Consider the following 20,857-nt stretch of genomic DNA (forward strand, 5'->3'; position numbering starts at 1 on the left):
GTGCGCGCACGGCGAGGTTTTCCTGCGCGACGAAGTTGCGAAGCACGCGTAATGCCAGGCAGTGCCGTCGTTACCAGTAGGAGCGGGCTTATATGGAAGTGCGTTTGCGTTCTTGCAGTTCTTGTCGTCCTTGTCGTTCCAGCGCGCACTCGGGTCGGGCAGCAGCCAGACAGCAGCACGGCGGTTCTTGCGGACATGCGATCGCGCATGCCGACGGCCGCGCCGGCCTCAGCCGGCATCGGGTTTCGCCCGGGGATTTAGCGGATTTCCCTTGTTTTCCAGGCTTTCTGTCCGAAGCTGGCGGTGCCGCGACGCGCGCATCGGCCGAGTGCGGGCGCGTTGCCGTGGCTTCGCGCCGGCGGATGCATGCGTCGGCGCGGCGATCCTTCGCCATCGATCCGGCCGCCGACGCGCATGCGCGCTGGCGCGACGGGCGAACGCGGACGGCATCCGGACCGGCGCGCGTCGGTCCTTCGATCTAGATAGCAACCATCGCTGAATTCGAATCGACGAACCCCAGGCGCAGCTGAGGATGTAGCGCCGTGTTTGCGGAGCAGGGAGCTTTCCAGTGCAGACGTGGTTACCGCTGACATCGGCTCAGTCGGGCATCTTTCATCATCAGTGCCGCAACGAAGGCAACCCCTTCTATAACGTCGGCGGCTACATCCGTCTGGAGCGTCCGGACCTGGAGCGCTTGCGCCACGCGCACGCGCGCCTGGTGCAAACCTTTGAAGCGTTCAAGCTGCGCATCGCCGTGGACGAAACCGGCGTGCGCCAGACCCACGCTGCTGCGGTCGATACCGATCTGGCGCTGATCGATCTGTCCATGCAGGACGATCCGCAGCGCACCGCGCAGGCGTGGCTGGACGAATTGTTCTGCGCGCCGATCGCGCTGGAAGACGCCGCGTTGTATCGCGCCGCCGTGCTCAAGCTCAGCGACGCGCTGTATTTCTATGTCGGCATGGGCCATCACATCGCCCTGGACGGCATCGGTTTCGTCAACTGGGGCGCAGCGTTGGCGCGCTTCTACGACGATCCCGCCGGCGACTGGCTGGCGACGCATGTGGAAGTGAACAACGCCGAACTGGTCGAGCGCGACCGCGCTTATCTCGACAGCGAGCGTTGGCGCAAGGATCGCGATTACTGGGCCGGGCAGGTGCGGCGCTTCAACGATAGCCTGTTCACTTCCGTGCCGGTCGACGCGCCCGACTACCTGCGCGACCGCAGCGAGCGCGCAAGCTTGCCGATCGCCCCGCCGCTGCACGCCAAGCTGTCGGCGCTGAGCGCGACGCTGGGCGTGGAGCGACATCAACTGGTGCTGGCGGTGCTGGCGGTCTACTTCAGCCAGAGCTACGGCTCTGACTCGGTGGTGGTCGCCATTCCGCTGCACGGCCGCCAGAGCGAGGCGGAGAAGAACAAGATCGGCCTGCTCACGCAGATGCTGCCGCTGCTGATCGAGGCCGACGCCGCCGGCTCTATCGCCGGCGTGCTCGACGCGATCCGGCGCGGCCAGCGCGAGCTGCTGCGCCACCGTCGCTTCCCGGTCATGGACGTGGCCAACCACGCCGACAATCCGCGGCCGAAGGACCGGCTGTTCGACTTCGGCTACAGCTATCTGCCGGTCGGCGAGGATCCGCGCTTCGGCGGCGCGCCGGGTCGGCTGGTGTATTGCTCGCACCGGCACGAGCAGATGCCGCTGCTGGTGACCTATTGGGACGCGCAGGGCCGCGACGGCAGCGCGCTGTTGTTCGACTACAACCTCGGGCATTTTTCCGCCGCGGACATCGGCGCGGTGATGCGGCGCTTCGAGCACCTGCTCGACCAGCTCGCGCAGGACGCGCAGCGGCCGCTGGCGCGACTGGATTGCGTCACCGCGCAGGAACGGCGCGAACTGCTGGCGCTGGCCGAAGGCGAGTGCGAGGCCGAGGCCGGCATCGCGCTGCCGGGCTTCCATCTCGACGAACGCCTGGCCCGGCAGTTCGCCGCATCGCCGCAGCGCATCGCCCTGGAAGGCGAGTTCGGTCGCGTGTCTTATGCCGAACTGGGGCGGCGCGTCGACGCTGTCGCCGCGGCGTTGCGCGCCGATCACGCCATCGCGCGCGGCGACCGGGTGGCGGTGCTGCTGCCGCATTCGCCCGAACTGGTGGTCGCGCTGCTGGCGCTGATCCGCCTGGGCGCGGTGTACGTGCCGATCGATCCGCACAGCCCGGCGCTGCGCACCCGCCACATCCTCGCCGACAGCGGCGCGCGGCTGGTGCTGTGCAACCGCGGCCCCGAGACCTCGGCGGAAGAAGCGGCGGCGGTGTCCGCCTGGGCCGAGATCGAACCGCTGCAGGCGGCCACGGGCGTGCATGCGCCGCTGCCCGCGCCGGTGGGCGCCGACGATCCGCTGTACATCCTCTACACCTCCGGTTCCACCGGCGTGCCCAAGGGCGTGCTGATCGCGCGCGGCGCAGCCGAGAACCTGCTCGGCGGCTTCGTGCGCCGGCTGCGTCTGGGCGATGGCGGCCGCTGGCTGTTCATGTCGAGCGTGGCCTTCGATATCTCCATCGTCGAATGGCTCGGCTGCCTGGCGCTGGGCAATACCTGCGTGCTGCCGACGTCGGCGCAGCTGGCCGATCCGTTCGCGTTGGCCGCGCTGGCCAACGCGGCGGACGTCTCGTTCGTGCAGACCACGCCGTCGCGGCTCAAGCAGCTCTACAACGCCGGCTGGCGGCCGCGCGCCGGGCAGTGCGCGGTCAGTGCCGGCGAACCGCTGCCGGCGGAACTGGCCGACGATCTGCTCGCCTGCGGCGTGGAGCTGTGGAACGGCTACGGCCCGACCGAGGCTACGGTTTATTCGCTGGTCAAGCGCGTGCGCGCCGACGAGCCGGCGCCGATCCGCACCGCCATCGGCGCGCAGCTGCCGGGTTATCGCCACTACGTGCTCAACAAGCATCTGGCGCTGGTGCCGCCGGGCCTGCCCGGCGAGCTGTGCATCGCCGGCGCCGGGCTGGCGGTGGGCTATGTCAACCGGCCGGAACTGACCGAGCGCCAGTTCGTCGCCGCCGCCGCGCTGCCCGAGGCGCGGCTGTACCGCACCGGCGATGTCGTGCGCCGGCTCAATGATGGCTGTTTCCAGTATCTGGGCCGCAACGACGACCAGATCAAACTGCGCGGTTACCGCATCGAGCTGAGCGAGATCCGCGCCGCATTGCTGCAACTGGGCAGCGTGCGCGACGCCGCGGTCGTGCACCGCAAGGCCGAAGGCGAGCGCCCGGCGCAGTTGATCGCCTACGTCTGCCTGGGCGCGGCCGAGGACGGCGCGCTGGCGCGGGTGCGCGCCGAACTGGCGCGCTCGCTGCCGGGCTACATGGTGCCGACCGCGTTCGTCGCGCTCGACGCGCTGCCGGTCAACACCAACGGCAAGCTCGATAAGTCGCGCCTGCCGGCCGCCGACGACGGCGACGCCGAAGCGCCGGTGGCGCTGGCGACGCCGCGCGAGCGGCAGGTCGCGCAGGTCTGGTCGGAACTGCTCGCGCCGGCCGAAGCGCTCGGCGGACACAGCGATTTCTTCGCCCTCGGCGGCGACTCGGTGCTGGCGGTGAAGATGGTCGCGCGACTGCGCAAGGCGAGCGCGCGCAAGGTCGAAGTCGGCGACCTGTTCGCGCATTCGCGCTTGTCCGAACTCGCGGCGCGGATCGACGCGCTGCCGCCGTGGCAGGCGTCGGCGCAGATGCCTGCGCAGATTCCGGTGCTGGCGCGTGATGCGCAGTCGTATCCGGCGTCGGCGGTGCAGCGCCAACTGTGGTACCTGTGCGCGCAGGAGCCCGAAGCCGGCCGTTACAACATGGCGGTGGCCTACCGCATCGACGGGCCGCTGCAGGCGACGACGATCGAGCGCGCGCTGGCCGCGCTGCTGCAGCGGCACGAGGCCTTGCGCACGGTCTATCGTCACGGTGACGAGGGTCTGCGCCAGATCGTGCTGGCCGCGCCGGCGTGGCGCCTGGACAAGATCGACGGCGCCGGCTGGAGCGAACACGAGCGCGACGCGCAGATCGAGGCGGCGCAACTGCGCCATGCGCAGGCGCCGTTCGATCTCGGCCACGACTTGCCGCTGCGCGCGCAGTTGATCGGCCTGCACGACGGCCACGCGGTGTTGCTGCTGAACCTGCACCACATCGCCGCCGACGGCCAGTCGATCCGGGTGCTGTTCGACGAGTTTCTGACGATCTACGCCGCCCTGGTGCGCGGCGAGTCGGCCGACTTGCCCGCGCCGCAACGGCAGTACCTGGATTTCGCCGCATGGCAGCAGGCCGCGCTGGCGCAGGGCGCGTGGGACGGCCAGCTCGCGTATTGGCAAGACTTGCTCAGCGACGCGCCGGCGCAGCACGCGCTGGCGCTGGATGCGCCGCGCTCGGCCCGCGCGGCCGCGGCCGCGCAACCGCTGGAATGCGCCATCGCGCCGGCGCTGGCGGCGCGGCTGCGGCGGCTCGCGCAGCGCATGGCAGTCACCGAATTCAGCCTGCTGCAGAGCGCGTTCGCCCTGCTGCTGTGCAAGTGGAGCTACAGCGACGAGGTGACCATCGGCAGCCCGGTGCTCGGCCGCGGCGCGCCGGAGTTGGACGCTTCGGTCGGCATGTTCGTCAATCTGCTGGCCTATCCGCACCGGTTCCGGCCCGAGCAGCGCTTCAGCGACTACCTCGCGCAGTTCCAGCGCCAGGCGGCGGCCGCGCTGGACAACCAGGACATTCCGTTCGAGCGCGTGGTCGAGGCGCTGCGGCCGCAGCGCGATCCGGGCCTGCATCCGATCTTCCAGGTGCTGTTCGCGTTCCAGGACGACCTGCCGCAGCGGCGCGAAGCCGGCGGCCTGCGCCTGGAGCGCCTGCCCGAGCGCGCGCTGGCGACCAAGTTCGACCTGGAACTGCTGATCGCGCGCCGTGAGGACGGCTGGCAATGCCGCTGGGTGTCGGCGCCGGCGCTGTTCGAACGCCATTCGGTGCAGGCGCTGGCCTCGGCCTATGTCGAGCTGTTGCAGCAACTGGCCGACGCGCCGGAGCGCTGTATCGGCCAGATCGCGCTGGCGCCGGCCATCGAGGCCGATGCCGGCGCCAGCAGCGCGGCCGCCGACGTGCTCGGCGCGCACCAGTTGGTGGAGCGCCGCGCCGCGCAATGCCCCGACGCCGTCGCCGTGCGTTACGGCGAGCAGGCGCTGAGCTACGCCGAATTCAACCGCAGCGCCAACCGCCTGGCGCGGCTGCTGCTCGCGCGCGGCATCGCGCCCGGTTCGCGGGTGGCGCTGTGCCTGCCGCGCAGCATCGACCTGATCGTGGCGACGCTGGCGACGCTCAAGGCCGGTTGCGCTTATGTGCCGGTCGATCCGGCGTATCCGCCGGCGCGCCGCGCTTACCTGCTGGCCGACGCCGATCCGGCCTGCGTGCTGACCACGCAGACGTTGGCCGCGGACAACGCCGAAGTCTTCGCCAAGCGCGCGCTGCTGTGCCTGGACGATGCGGCGCTGCCGGCCGAGCTGGCCGGATTCGACGCGGACGATATCGCCCCGGCCCGGGTCGGCCTGTCGCCCGACAGCGACGCCTATGTGATCTACACCTCCGGCTCGACCGGGCAACCCAAGGGCGTGCTGATCGCCCATCGCGGCCTGATCAACCTCGCCCTGGCGCAGTCGCCGGCGTTCGGCATCGACGAGCGCTCGCGCGTGCTGCAGTTCGCGTCCTTCAGTTTCGACGCCGCCGTGTCCGAGTGGAGCACCGCGCTGGCCTCCGGCGCGGAGCTGGTGCTGGTGCCCGAGGACACCGTGCCCGATGCGGCCGCGCTGACCCAGTGGGCGGCCGCGCACCGCGTCACCCACGCGACCCTGCCGCCGGTCGTGCTCAAGCGCCTGCAGCCGTCCGCGTGGCCGACGCTGACCCACGCGATTTCGGCCGGCGAGGCGATCTCGCTGGACGAGGCGCGGCGCTGGTCGGCGCATTGCCGCTTCATCAACGCCTACGGCCCCAGCGAATCGACGGTGTGCGCCAGCATCGGCGGCATCAACGAAACCTACGGCCGGCTCAGCATCGGCCAGGCGATGGACGGGCTGGGCTTGCACGTGCTCGACAAGAGCTTGCGCGCGCTGCCGCACGGCGCGGTCGGCGAGTTGTGCATCTCCGGCGCCGCCCTGGCCAAGGGCTATTTGAACAAGCCCGAGCAGACCCGCGCGGCCTTCGTCGAGCTGACCCTGGACGACGGCCGCCGCCTGCCGATCTATCGCACCGGCGACCGCGTGCGCCGGCTGCCCGACGGCGACCTGCTGTTCGAAGGCCGCATCGACGAACAGGTCAAGATCCGCGGCCACCGGGTCGAATGCGCCGAGGTCGAGCAATGCATCGCCGCGCAGGCGGGCATCACCGAGGTCGCGGTCTGCGTCAGAACGCTGGCCGGCGACGAGCGCGTGCTCGCGGCTTTCGTCGTTACTGCAGCGGACGCGGATGCGACGCTGGCCGACGACCTGCGCCGGCAACTGGAAACCAAGCTGCCGGCGTACATGGTGCCGAGCTTCATCGTCGCCCTGGACGCGCTGCCGTTGAACCGCAGCGGCAAGATCGACCGCAAGGCGCTGGCGGCGCTGGAACTCTCAGCGCCTCTGCGCGCGCCGGCGCGGCCGTTGAGCCCGACCGAACAGGCGGTCAGCGAGGTCTGGACCGCGCTGCTCGGCGCCGGCGAGGCCGATCCGGACCGCGGTTTCTTCGAGTCCGGCGGCTATTCGCTGCTGATCTCCGACGTGCTCACCGCGATCCATGCGCGCTTCGGCGTGCGCCCGAGCTATCGCCAGTTCTTCGACCACGCCAGCATCGCGGGGCTGGCGCGCTTCATCGACGCCCAGCTGCGTGAAGCCGGTCCCGCCGCCGCTGCGCCGGCCGCGAGCGAACCGCGCCGCCGCGAAGGACGCGAGCATCCGCTGTCGTTCGAACAACAGCGAATCTGGTTCATCGATCGGTTGGAGCAGGGCAGCCGCCACTACAACATGCCGGTGGCGCTGCAGCTGACTGGGCGGATCGAGCCGGAGCTGATCGAAACCGCGCTGCGCCGGATCGTCGCGCGCCATGAAAGCCTGCGCACGGTGTTCGCGGTCGATGCCGGCGACCACCCGGTGCAGATCGTCGACGAGACCGCGACCCTGACCCTGGAGCGGCTGTCGGCATCAAGCGCGGATCGCGACGCCGAAGTGCGGCGCCTGCGCGAGCGCGAGCAGAACGCCGCGTTCGACCTCAAGCGCGATCTGCTGCTGCGCGCCGCATTGCTGCGCACCGGCGACGACGCGGCGGTGCTGTTCCTGACCCTGCACCACATCGCCGCCGACGGCTGGTCGGCGGACCGGTTGATCGCTGAGTTCGGCGAGCTCTACGCCGGCTTGCTGGAAGGCCGCGAAGCCGAGCTGCCGCCGCTGCCGATCCAGTACAAGGACCACGCCGCCGACCAGCGCGAATGGGCCGACGCCGGCGGCCTGGACGAAGGCGTGGCGTTCTGGCGCCGCCAGCTCGACGGCGCGCCGCAATGCCATTCGCTGCCGCTGGACTACGCCCGCGGCGACGCGCCGTCGCTGCGCGGCCGCAGCTGGACGACGCGGATCCCGGCAGATCTTACCGAGCGGCTCAAGACCCTGAGCCGGCGCCACGACACCACCTTGTTCGTCGCGCTGCAGACCGCGTTCGCGCTGCTGGTCGCGCGCTGGAGCGAACACCGCGACGTGCTGATCGGCACCCCGGTAGCCAACCGCCACCGCGCCGAAACCGCGGCCTTGATCGGCTTCTTCGTCAACACCCTGGTGCTGCGCACCGACTGCCGCGAGAACCTGAGCTTCAGCGAATTGCTCAAGCGCGGCCGCGACGGTTTCCTCGGCGCGTTCGAGCATCAGCACATCCCATTCGATGCCTTGGTCGACGAACTGACCGAGGTGCGCAACCCTGCGCATGCGCCGCTCATCCAGATCCTGTTCTCGCTGCAGGACGACCCGGCGCGCAAGCTGGCGAAGCTCGATCTGCCCGGACTCGCGTTCCGGGTGCTGGACGAAGACGGCGAACGGCCGGTGAAGTTCGATCTGGAGCTGATGCTGTCCGAGCAGGACGACGGGTTGGCCTGCCAGTGGCTGTACGACACCGCGCTGTTCTCGCAGCAGACCATCGCCCGTCTGTTCGATTCGTTCGTGCTGCTGCTGGAAGCGGTGGCCGACGACGCCGATGCGCGCATCCACGAGATCGAGTTGGTCGGCGGCGCCGAACGCGAGGCGCTGCTGGCGCCGCCGCGCGCGCTGCCGGCGCAGCTCGCGGCCGGCGGCCTGATCTGCGAGCGATTCGAGCAGGTCGCCCAGAGCCAGGGCGATGCGCTGGCGGTGATCCACGGCGAGCGCCGGCTGAGCTACGCCGAACTGGACGCGCGCTCGACCCGCCTGGCCAACTGGCTGATCGCCAACGGCTACGCCGGCGGCCGGCCGGTCGCGATCTACATGACGCGCGGGATCGAGCTGGTGGTGGCGATCATGGCGATCATGAAGTCCGGCTCGCCGTATCTGCCGGTCGACCTGGGCTATCCGGCGCAGCGGGTGGACTACATCCTGCGCGACTCGGACGCGGCGCTGCTGCTGTGCGACCGCGAGTCGCTCGACAAGCTCGACCAGCGCGCGCCGGAACTGGCGATCGGCTGCATGGACGACGACGGCTTCGACGCCGATTACCAACGCTATTCCGACGACCCGGCGGTGCTGCGCGCGACCCGGCGCCTGAACCCGAAGAGCCTGGCCTACGTCGTCTACACCTCCGGCTCCACCGGCCAGCCCAAGGGCGTGATGGTGCGCCAGGAGAGCTTCCTCAACCTGGTGTTGTGGTACCTGCACGACTACGGTTTCGGCGCCGACGACCGCTGCCTGCTGATCGGCTCGATCGGCTTCGACATGACCCAGAAGAACCTGTTCGCGCCGTTGCTGGCCGGCGGGACGCTGGCGATTCCCGACGAATACTTCGACCCGGCCGCGATCGCGGCGCTGATCGGTGCGCAGCAGGTGACGGTGATCAACTGCGCGCCGAGCGCGGCCTATCAGCTGGTCGAAGCGCCCGAGCGCTGGCCGGCGCTGGCGTCGCTGCGCCTGCTCGCGCTGGGCGGCGAAGCGATCCGGCTGAGCCATCTGCGCGCCTGGCTGCAGAGCGCGCAGTGTCGGGCGCGGCTGTTGAACATGTACGGGCCCAGCGAGTGCACCGACATCGCCATCGCCGCCGACTACGCCAAGGACGAGGCCGCCGGCCACGCGGTCACCGTGCCGATCGGCCGGCCGATCCACAACTGCTCGGCCTATGTGCTCAACGAGCGCATGAAGCTGCAGCCGCGCGGCGCGATCGGCGAATTGTTCCTGGGCGGGCTCGGCGTCAGCAACGGCTACGTCAATCTGGACGAACTGACGCGCAAGAGTTTCCTCGACGAGGTGCTGCCGGGCGCGGGCCGCCTGTATCGCACCGGCGATCTGGCGCGGATCGACGCCGACGGCGTGTTCCATTACGTCGGGCGCGCCGATCATCAGGTCAAGATCCGCGGCTACCGGGTCGAAACCGCCGAGATCGACGCGATCGTCGCCGGCTGCGCACAGGTGCAGCAGGCGATGACCGTGGTGCGCGAGGACGCAGGCGGCGAGAAGTCGCTGGTCTGCTTCGTGGTGGCGCGCGCCGGCGGCGCGGGCGAGGGCGATGGTGCCGACGCGGTGTTCGCGCAGGTGCGGCAGACCCTGACCGGGCGGCTGCCGGGCTTCATGATCCCGGCCAAGTTCGTGCTGCTGGACGCGATGCCGCTCACGCCCAACGGCAAGATCGACAAGCGCGCGCTGGAAAGCCAGGCCGAGGCCGCACCGGGCTGGCGCTTCGCGCGCCGGCTGCGCGCGCCGGAAAACGAAACGCAAGCGCAACTGCTGGCGCTGTGGCGCGAGCTGCTGGGCCAGGACGAGATCGGCATCGACGACGACTTCTTCGAACTGGGCGGGCATTCGCTGCTGGCGACCCGGTTCGTCGCCAAGGCGGTCAAGGCCTTCGAACTGGACGAGGCCTCGTTGAGCGTCAAAGAGTTCTTCCACCACCCAAGCATCGAAGCGACGGCGCGCCTGATCGACGCGAAGCGGCGCTACGGCAGGCTGCTGGCCAAGGAAAAATCCATGCTCGAATCGGGCGCCGGCATCGAAGAGGGAAGTTTCTAATGTCACCGGAAGCAATCATCGAGAAAGCGCTGGGCATGGAAGTCGTCCTGTTCCTCAAGGACGGCGGTCTTTCCTACCGGGCGCCGGCCGGCAGCGGCGTGCCCGCGGCGCTGCGCGAGGAAATCGCCGCCAACAAGGCGGCCATCGTCGATTACCTGCGTTACCTGGAAGCCCAGGCCGGCGCTTCGCCGACGCTGCCGCCGATCGTGCGGCGCGAGCGCGAGAGCGACGCGCCGCTGTCCTACGGGCAGCAGCAGCTGATGCTGGTCGACCGCCTCGGCGGCGGCAGCCGTCAGTTCAATATCCAGGGCGTGTTCCGCGCGCAGGGCGCGCTCGACATCGAAGCGCTGCGCAAGGCGGTGGCGCGCATCGTCGAGCGCCATGAGGTGCTGCGCACCAACATCGTCGAACTCGACGGCGCATTCTTCCAGTTCGTCAACGCCCAGTGCGAGCCGCCGTTCGCCTTCGTCGACCTGTCCGCGCAGCCGCCCGCGCAGCGCGACAGCGCGCTGGCGCAGTGGGTGCGCGAGGACGCGCAGGCGCCGTTCGACCTGGAACAGGGGCTGATGCTGCGCCTGCAGGTGGCGAAGCTGGCCGAGCGCGAGCACGCGATCGTGCTGTGCATGCACCACATCGCCTCCGATGGCTGGTCGCTGGGCGCGTTCGTCAAGGAACTCAAGACCTTCTACGCGCAGGCGCTGGCCGGCCGCGACGAGGCGCCGCAGGCGCTAGCGATCCAGTACGCCGACTACGCCGGCTGGCAGCGCGAGCTGCTGCAAGGGCCGGCCAAGGCGCGCGCGGTCGAGTTCTGGAAGGACTACCTCAAGGACATCCCCGAGATCCACTCGCTGCCGCTCGATCATGCCCGTCTGGCCGAGCCGGACGTGGCCGCGGTCCGGGTCGAGCAGCGCATCGATGGCGCCCGCCTGGGCCGGCTCAAGAGCGTGGCCGGCGCCCGCGGCGCGACTTTGTTCATGCTGCTGCAGACCGCGTTCTCGCTGCTGCTGCACCGCTTCAGCCACGAACGCGACATCGTCGTCGGCACGCCGATGTCCGGCCGCATCGACGCCGCGCTCGAGCCGCTGATCGGCTTATTCATCAACACCGTGGTGCTGCGCAACCGCTTCGACCCGCAGCGCAGCTTCGCCGAGCACCTGCGCGCGAACAAGGACCAAAACCTGTCGGTCCACGAGTACCAATATCTGCCGTTCGAACTGCTGGTGGAGGAACTCAATCCGCCGCGCAGCGCCGCCTACAACCCGCTGTTCCAGATCTGGTTCGTGCTGCAGAACAACGAGCAGGTCGCGGTGGAGCTGTCGGGCTGCACGATCCGCGCCGACGACAGCGCCCAGGTCGACACCGCCAAGTACGAGCTGAACCTGTACGCGAGCGAGGAAGACGGCGGCCTGAAACTCGCCTGGGTGGCGCGCGAGGCATTGTTCGAAGCCGACACCCTGGCTTACCTGAGCCGCCAGTTCGAACGCCTGCTGGATGCGATCGCCGCCGACCCGGACCGCCGCATCGTCGATTACCCGTTGTTCGACGGCAGCGAAGCGGCAGCCGTGCTGGATCGCAGCGAAGCGCAGGTCGATACCACGACGGTGCTGGAGCGCTTCGCGCGCCAGGTGGCGCAGCGTCCGGACGCGGTGGCGCTGCGCGCCGAGGGGCGCGAAATCGGCTATCGCGAGCTCGATGAGCTCAGCGATGGTTTCGCCGGCGTTCTGGCGGCGCACGAATCGTCTCGCATCGGCCTGTGCCTGAACCACGGCGTCGACATGGTCGTGGCGATCTGGGCCTGCATCAAGGCGGGCAAGACCTATGTGCCGCTGAATCCGGACTACCCGCTGGAGCGCCTGCGCTACATCGTCGAAGACGCGGGCATCGGCCAGGTGGTCAAGAACGCGCGCACCCAGGCGGTGGTGGCCGATCTGGGCGCGGTGGAGTTGATCGACATCGGCGCGCCGCGCGGCGACGTGCCGCCGCTGACGCAGGCGCGGCAGGCCGAGCTGGCCTATGTGCTGTACACCTCCGGCTCGACCGGCAAGCCCAAGGGCGTGCTGCAGCGCCATCGCCACGTCGCTTACTACGTCGATTGCTACGTGTCGCAGTTGCAGATCGGCGCGCACGACCGGTTGCTGCAGGTCGCCTCCTTCAGCCACGACGCGGCCGTGCTGGACATGTTCGCCGCGCTGACCAGCGGCGCCTGCCTGCAGCTGATGGACCTGAAGAAGAGCGCGGCGGACGAGGTGCTGGACGCGATCGACGCCGGCATCACGATCTATCACTCCTCTTCCAGCGTATTCAAATACCTGTTCGCGCAGGCGCAGGGGCGCGCGTTCCCGGCGTTGCGCGCGGCGGTGTTCGGCGGCGAAGCCCCCGACGCAGCCACGCTGCGCCTGGCCGCGCAATGCCTGCCGCCGCAGTGCGAGGTCGCCAATCTGTACGGCAGCAGCGAAGCCACGCTGGTGTCGCTGCATTCGCGGCGGGTGAGCGAAGGCCTGGAGGCCTGTCGCTATCTCGCCGATGTCGTGCCGGGTTCGCGCCTGCGCGTGATCGCCGAAGACGGCGAGGCCGCCGACGCTTACGAGCCTGGCGAGTTGGTGGTGGAAAGCCCGGCCCTGGCCGAGGGCTACCTCAATCTGCCCGAGCTGACCGGCGAGCGCTTCGCCGCCGTCGGCGCGCAACGGCGCGCCTATCGCACCGGCGACATGGGCTATCTGCTGCGCGACGGCTCGATCCGCTTCCTCGGCCGCCGCGACAACCAGTTCAAGTTGAACGGCCAGCGCATCGAGCCGGAAGAGATCGAGACGGTGCTGCTGGACTGTCCGCAGGTGCGCGCCTGCGTGGTGGTGCCCAAGGCCGCTGAGGCCGACGACGGCGAGGCCTACGTCGCTGCGTTCGTGGTCGTCGAAGGCGACAGCGACGCCGCCGCGTGGCCGCAGCTGGAGCGCGCGATCCGCCAGCGCGTGGCCTCGATCCTGCCGCCGTACATGGTGCCGGCGGCGATCTCGGCGGTGCCGGCGTTGCTGTACACTGCCAGCGGCAAGATCGACCGCAAGAGCATGCGCGCCTGGGATACCAGCCGCGTGCCCAAGGCCGCCGCGGTGCTGCCGCGTTCGCAGCTCGAGCGCGAGCTGGCGGCGATCTGGGCGCAGGTGCTCGGCGCTGAGGACGTCGGCGTCGAAGACAACTTCTTCGCCCTGGGCGGCAACTCGTTCAAGTCGCTGCAGATCATCACCGCGGTGGCCCGGCGCTTCGACGCCGACCTGTCGCTGCGCGAATTCTTCGACTCGCCGACCATCGCCGGCTGCGCGCAGCTGATCGAAACCAAGCGCGGCAGCGACGCCGGCCACCGTGGAGAATCGGCCGCACTGAAAGCCGATCCGGCTAATCGCCACGAGCCGTTCCCGCTGACCGCGATCCAGCAGGCCTACTGGATCGGTCGCAGCAGCGCGTTCGAGCTGGGTAACGTCGCCACCCAGGGCTATGTCGAACACGACATCGCCGACTACGACCACCCGCGCATGGCCGACGCCCTGCACGCGATCATCGCCCGCCACGACATGCTGCGCGCGGTGATCGGCGACAACGGCGAGCAGCGCATCCTCAAGAACGTTCCCGACTACCGGATCCAGCTGTTCGACTACTCCGACCGGCCGGAGCCCGCGCTGGAGGAACACCTGCACGGCCTGCGCGAGGAAATGCGCAGCCAGGTGCGTTCGGTGCACCGCTGGCCGATCTTCGACTTCCGCGTGACCCTGCTGCCCGGCGGCGTGAGCCGCCTGCACGTGTGTACCGACGCGATCATCATGGACGCGCGCAGCCGCGCGATCCTGGTGCGCGAGCTGCTGGAGCTGTACCTCGATCCGGCCGCGTCGCTGCCCAAGCTGGAGATTTCCTTCCGCGACTACGTGCTGGCCGAAGCGCAGCTCAAGCACAGCGAGGCTTATCGCGAAGCGAGCCGCTACTGGATGGAGCGGATCGACACGCTGCCGCCGGCGCCCGAGCTGCCGCTGGCGCTGGACCCTTCGCAGCTGGACAAGCCGGTGTTCGTGCGCCGCAACCACCGGCTCGAACGGCAGACCTGGGAGCGGCTGAGCGCCTGCGCCGCCGAGCTGCGGGTCACGCCGATCTGCCTGCTGGCGACCGCGTTCTCCGACGTGCTCGGCTATTGGGGCGCGCGCCGCGATTTCACCTTGAACCTCACCTTGTTCAACCGCCTGCCGCTGCATCGCGACGTGGAGCGCCTGATCGGCGACTTCACCTCTTCGAGCCTGCTGGAGATCCACACCACGCCGCACTCCAGCTTCGTCGAGCGCGCCGCGCAGACCCAGCGGCAGCTGCTCAGCGACATCGACCATCGCCTGTTCAACGGCATCGACGTGCTGCGCCAGCTGATGGGCCGCGGCAAGTCGGCCGGCGCGGCGCTGATGCCGGTGGTGTTCACCGGCCTGGTCGGGTTCCGCCAGGCCGAGGAACTGGAAAGCCGCGCCCAGCAGCTGATGAACAACGGCTCGACCTCGATCGGCGCGACCCAGACCTCGCAGGTCTACCTCGATTGCCAAGTCTACGACGACGGCGACAGCGTCGCCATCACCTGGAACTGCGTGGACGCGCTGTTCTTCCCGGGCGTGCTCGACGACATGTTCGGCGCCTACGTCGGCTGGCTGGAGCGGTTGGCCGACGAACCCGAGGCGCGCGCCGCGCGCACGTTGGCGCTGCTGCCGCCGCATCAGCGCGCGCTGATCGACGCCAGCAACGACACCGCGGCGGAGCGCGAGCCGCGTCTGCTGCACGAGCTGTTCGTCGACAACGTCGCGCGCTTCGCCGACGCGCCGGCGGTGATCGCGCCGGACGTCGAGCTGTCCTACGCCCGGCTCGACCACGAGAGCAACCTGCTCGCCGCGCGCCTGCGCGCGCACGGCGTAGTCGCCAATCAGCACGTCGCCGTGCTGATGCGCAAGGGCTGGCAGCAGGTCGTGGCGGTGATGGCGATCCTCAAGGCCGGCGGCGCCTACCTGCCGATCGACGCCAGCCTGCCGCAACAGCGCATCGACTACTTGCTGGAACAGACGCAGACGCGAGTGGTCCTGGTGCAGGAATCGACCGACACCGGCGCGCTGGCTGGGTCGCTGCAGGTCGAGACCGTCGCGCTGCATACGCCCGAGGAGCTGGCCGGCTACGCCGAGCGTGGCAAGACCGTGCAGCAGGCCTCGGACCTGGCCTACACCATCTTCACCTCCGGTTCGACCGGTCAGCCCAAGGGCGTGATGATCGATCACACCGGCGCGGTCAACACCATCGACGACATCAACCGGCGCTTCGCGGTCGGGCCGGACGATCGCGTATTCGCGATTTCCGAGCTCAATTTCGATCTGTCGGTGTACGACATCTTCGGCGCGCTTGCCGTCGGCGCCGCGCTGGTGATGCCGGGCGCGAACCACACGCGCGATCCGCAGGCCTGGCGCGAACAGATCCGGCGCCATCGCGTCAGCGTCTGGAACAGCGTGCCGGCGCTGGCCAAGCTGCTGTTCGACGAAATCGAACGCGACCGCAGCGGCGACGATTCCTCGCTGCGGGTGGTGATGATGAGCGGCGACTGGATTCCGCTCGACCTGCCCGGGCAGATCCGCGCGGCGCTGCCGGCGGCGACGATCTACAGCCTGGGCGGCGCCACCGAGGCCTCGATCTGGTCGGTCGGCTACCACGTGCAGGAGATCGATCCGCAATGGCGCAGCGTGCCCTACGGCCGCGCGCTGGAAAACCAGAGCATGCACGTGTTCAACGTCGAAGGGCAGCCGTGTCCGCTATGGGTGCGAGGCGATCTTTACATCGGCGGCATCGGCGTGGCGCTGGGCTATTACGGCGATGCGCGCAAGACCGAAGCCAGCTTCATCGCCGCGGCCGACGGCGGCCGTTTGTACCGCACCGGCGATCTGGCGCGCTGGATGGGCGACGGCGATCTGGAATTCCTCGGCCGCGAGGACAGCCAGGTCAAGATCAACGGCTATCGCATCGAGCTGGGCGAGATCGAGAGCCAACTGGTCAAGCTCGATGGCGTCAAGGAAGCGGTGGTGATGACGGTGGGCGAGAAGAACGAACGCCGCCTCGTCGCCTATGTGGTGCCCGCGACGGCGGCCGCACTGGCGACGCCGCGCTGGAGCGATGCGGCGCTGGCCGAGTGGATCGGCACCGGGCTGCGCGAGTCGCTGCCGGCGTACATGGTCCCGGACCTGTGCATCGGCCTGGAGTCGATTCCGCTGACCGCCAACGGCAAGGTCGACCGGCGCAACCTGCCCACGCGCGATTTCGCCGCCGCGGCCAAGAACGAATACGTGGCGCCGGCGAACCGCTTCGAAGAGGGCATCGTCGAGGTCTGGCGCGCGCTGCTGCAGAAGGAAACGATCGGCGTCACCGACAATTTCTTCGCCCTGGGCGGAAATTCGATCCTGGCGGTGCGGGTGATCACCGCGTTGCGCGAGAAATACGGTCTCAGCGGCGAGAATTTCCAGTTCAACGACTTCTTCTCCGCCGCGACCGTGCGCGGCGTGGCGGCGATCGTCGAGCGGCTGGTCGAAGACGCCGAGCGCCGCGAGCAGGAAGAGTCGGTCGACAGCGACGAGTACGCCGAATCGGGGTTGGTGTGATGGACGCCGCCGGGATCGTCAAGGCCGCGCTGGACGCGGGCGTGGTGCTCTACCTCGACAAGGGCCAGCTGGCGTTCAAGGCCAAGCCCGGGCAGTTCACTGCCGAGCTGCGCGAACGCGTGCGCGAGCATCGCGATGCCGTGGTTGCGCATTTGGCTGCGCGGTCGCGTCCGAGCGGCGCGATCGCGGCGCTGGCGCTCGATCGCTATCCGTTGTCGCACACCCAGCGCCGTTTGCACTTCCTGACCCAGCTCGAAGACGGTAGCTCGCACTACAACCTGCGTGTGGGCTTGGCGCTGGACGGTGTGTTGGATCACGACGCGTTGATGGCGGCATTGAATGCGCTGGTGGAGCGTCACGCGATCCTGCGCACCACTTACGTCGCTCAAGGCAGCGACGTCGAGCAGCGGGTGAACTCGGCGACGCCCGTGACCCTGGAGCGCGTCGATCTGAGCGGCTTGGCGCCGCAAGCGCAGGACGAAGCGCTGCAGATGCTGATGGCGCAGGAAGCGCGCCGCGAGTTCGACCTGACCGCCGACGGCGTGATGGCCGGCCGCCTGGTAGCGCTGAACGCGACCCGCCACGCGGTGTTGCTGACGATCCACCACCTCGCCACGGACGGGACGTCGATGACGATCCTGACCCGCGAGTTCATGGCGCTGTACGACGCTTTCCGCAATCGCCAACCGAATCCGCTGCCGGCGCTGCCGTTCCAGTACGGCGATTACGCGGCCTGGCAACAGGGCGCGCTGGGCGAAGCGGTGCTGGGCGAGCAGGTCGGCTATTGGCGCGAGGCGCTGGCCGGCGTTCCGGTCGTGCACGGTCTGCCTTTGGACAAGCCGCGTCCGCCGCAGCCCGATTACGTTGGCGCGGTGCATCGCCAACGCCTCGACGGCGAATTGCTGGCCGGCCTGACCGAGCTGGCGCAACGCCACGGCTGCACGATGTTCCTGGTCGTCAAGGCGCTGTTCTCGGTGCTGCTGGGCAAATACGCCGGCAGCCGCGACGTGGTGATCGGCGTGCCGGCCGCCGGGCGCAACCAGCCGGGAACCGCGGCGTTGGTTGGGTTCTTCGCCAATACCCTGGTGTTCCGCCATCAGCTGGCGTGGGAACAGGATTTCGCAGCGCTGCTGGAAGCGCATAAAGCACAGGCCGCGTCGGTGTTCCGGCACCAGGACGTGCCGTTCGAGCTGCTGGTGGAAACGCTGCAGGTCGAGCGCAACCTGAGCCATCACCCGTTGATCCAGGTGTTCCTGGCGTTCCAGAACTACGAGCAGCAATCCTTGGTCCTGGACGGCCTGCGGGTGGAGCCGCTGGCAGCGAACACCCACAACATCCGCTTCGACCTGGAGCTGACGGTGCAGTCGCGCGGCGACGCGCTGGAGCTGCAGTGGGGCTTTGCCACCACGCTGTTCGAACGCGCGACGGTGGAGCGTCTGGCAAGCGGTTTCCAGACCCTGGCGCGGGCCGCGGTGGCCGACAGCCGCCGGGCGCTGTCGTCGCTGAGCGCGATGTCGGATGCAGACCGCGAGCAGTTGGCGGCGTGGAACGCGACGGATCGAGACTACGGCAACCTGCCGCTGCCGGCGCAGATCGCTGAGCAGGCGCAGCGCACGCCGGACGCGATTGCGGTCGATGACGGTGAACAGCGTCTCGACTATCGAAGCTTGTTGGCGCGTGCCGATGGCTTGGCGCAGGCGCTGCGGGCGAAGGGAACAGGGCCGGGCAGCCTGGTCGGCGTGTACCTGCCGCGCACGGTGGACATGATGGTCGGCCTGTTGGGCATCCACCGCGCCGGAGCGGCGTATGTGCCGCTGGATCCGAGCTATCCGGCGGCGCGGTTGGCTTACATCGTTGAAGACAGCGGGTTGCAGTTGGTAGTGACCGAGCGCAGCTTACGCGCCAGCCTCACCGAGTTGTCTGAAACCGTTGGCGCGATCTACATCGACGAAGTCGGTGAGCACGACGGCGGTTTGCAAGAAGTGGGCATCGACGGCGCCGATCTGGCCTACGTGATCTACACCTCCGGTTCGACCGGCCGCCCCAAGGGTGTGATGGTCGAACACCGCCAACTCAGCAACTTCCGCGCGTCAATGCAGGAGTGCCTGGAACTGGACCGCGGCGTCTGGCTCGCGGTCACCGCCTATTCGTTCGATATCTCGATCCTGGAGTTGCTGTGCCCGCTGGCGCAGGGCTTCACCGTGATCATCGGCGATCACCAGCGCCACGCCGAACCCGGCCATTCGTTCGCCGCGCTGATGGCGCGCTACGACGTGACCCATCTGCAATGCACGCCGTCGTTGTTGCGCATGTACATGGAGCTGCCGGAGTTCTGCGACGCGCTGGCAGGCCTGCAGTTGCTGATGGTCGGCGGCGAAGCCTGCCCGGCGCCGCTGATCGAGCGCCTGGAGCGGCACACACAGGCGAAGATCATCAATCTTTACGGACCGACCGAAACCGCGATCTGGTCGTCATACGCGCAATTGGGCAGCGACCGCGCGGTCAGCATCGGCCGCCCGATCGGCAACACCCGGTTCTACGTGGTGGACGAGGCGCTGAACGAAGTGCCGGTCGGCGTGCAGGGCGAACTGCTGATCGGCGGCGACGGCGTGAGCCGCGGCTATCTGGGCCGCGACGAGCTGACCGCCGAGCGATTCGTGCGCATGAGCAACGGCGAGCGCGTCTACCGCACCGGCGATCTGGTGCGCTGGCTGGGCCACGGCGAGCTGCTTTACGTCGGCCGCTGCGATGCGCAGGTCAAGATCCGCGGCCATCGCGTCGAGCTGGGCGAGATCGAGGCGCGGCTGTGCGCGCTGGCGGGCGTGCGCGAAGCGGCGGTGACGCTGCATGAGCCGGTCGGCGGCGAAGCGCTGCTGGCGGCGTACCTGGTCGCCGACGGCGAAATCGGCGACGAAGCCGAATGGGTGCTGGAGTGCAAGCGTCAGCTGGCGCGCGAACTGACGGGTTACATGATGCCGTCGGCGTTCGTGGTGCTGGATCGTTTGCCGATGACGCCCAACGGCAAGATCGACCGCAATGCCTTGCCGGCGCCGCAGTTGCAGGCCGATGAGACGATCGTCGCGCCGCGCACGCCGACCGAACAGCAGCTGCTGTCGATCTGGCAGCAAGTGCTCGGCCGCGCCGACCTGGGCGTTCGCCAGAACTTTTTCGCGGTCGGCGGCCACTCGCTGTTGGCGACGCGGCTGGTGCTGGAGATCAACACAGTGTTCGGCCGCCAACTGCGGCTGGCCGATGTATTCCTGCATCAGACCATCGCCGAACAGGCGGGCTTGCTTGGCGACACCACGGCCGACCTTGGCGCGCCGCAGGACGTAATCACGCCGCTGGATCGCGACCGCTATTCGCTGTCGCACACCCAGCGCCGTCTGCACTTCCTGACCCAGCTTGAAGACGGTAGCTCGCACTACAACCTGCGTGTGGGCTTGGCGCTGGACGGCGCGCTGGACCACGACGCGCTGATGGCTGCGCTGAATGCGCTGGTGGAGCGTCACGCGATCCTGCGCACCACTTACGTCGCGCAAGGCAGCGAAGTCGAGCAGCGGGTGAACTCGGCGGCGCCGGTGACTCTGGAGCGTGTCGATCTGAGCGGCTTGGCGCCGCTGGCGCAGGACGAAGCGCTGCAGATGCTGATGGCGCAAGAAGCGCGCCGCGAGTTCGACCTGACTGCCGACGGCGTGATGGCTGGCCGCTTGGTGGAGTTGAGTCCGACTCGCCACGCGGTATTGCTGACGATCCACCACCTCGCCACGGACGGGACGTCGATGACGATCCTGACCCGCGAGTTCATGGCGCTGTACGACGCGTTCCGCCAAGGCCAACCGAATCCGTTGCCGGCGCTGCCGTTCCAGTACGGCGATTACGCTGCCTGGCAACAGGGCGCGCTGGGTGAAGCGGTGCTGGGCGAGCAGGTCGGCTACTGGCGCGAGGCGTTGGCCGGCGTTCCGGTCGTGCACGGTCTGCCTTTGGACAAGCCGCGTCC

General features: G+C 69.0%; 3 protein-coding genes. All 3 read left to right on the forward strand.

Features of this window, described 5'->3' with window-relative positions; all coding sequences use genetic code 11:
* The first annotated feature begins 568 nt into the window (after positions 1–568).
* Positions 569–10,210 (forward strand): non-ribosomal peptide synthetase, encoded by a 9,642-nt coding sequence (locus BLU84_RS25125; protein ID WP_074873703.1) that lies wholly within the window; start codon positions 569–571, stop codon positions 10,208–10,210.
* Entirely contained in the window at positions 10,210–16,857 is a 6,648-nt protein-coding gene (locus BLU84_RS25130; protein ID WP_074873705.1) for a non-ribosomal peptide synthetase, read from the forward strand. Before BLU84_RS25125 ends, BLU84_RS25130 begins: the two co-directional genes overlap by 1 nt.
* Positions 16,857–20,857: non-ribosomal peptide synthetase (locus BLU84_RS27420; RefSeq protein WP_170849247.1), on the forward strand; the 4,001-nt coding region annotated here is incomplete at its 3' end. The genes BLU84_RS25130 and BLU84_RS27420, both read left to right, overlap by 1 nt.

Origin of the sequence: Lysobacter enzymogenes, from assembly GCF_900106525.1 — a bacterium.
Classification (GTDB): Bacteria; Pseudomonadota; Gammaproteobacteria; order Xanthomonadales; family Xanthomonadaceae; genus Lysobacter; species Lysobacter enzymogenes.

Bases quoted from the DNA above. Each gene is read 5' to 3' on its own strand.
- BLU84_RS25130 (WP_074873705.1), top strand. From the start codon at position 10,210: ATGTCACCGGAAGCAATCATCGAGAAAGCGCTGGGCATGGAAGTCGTC.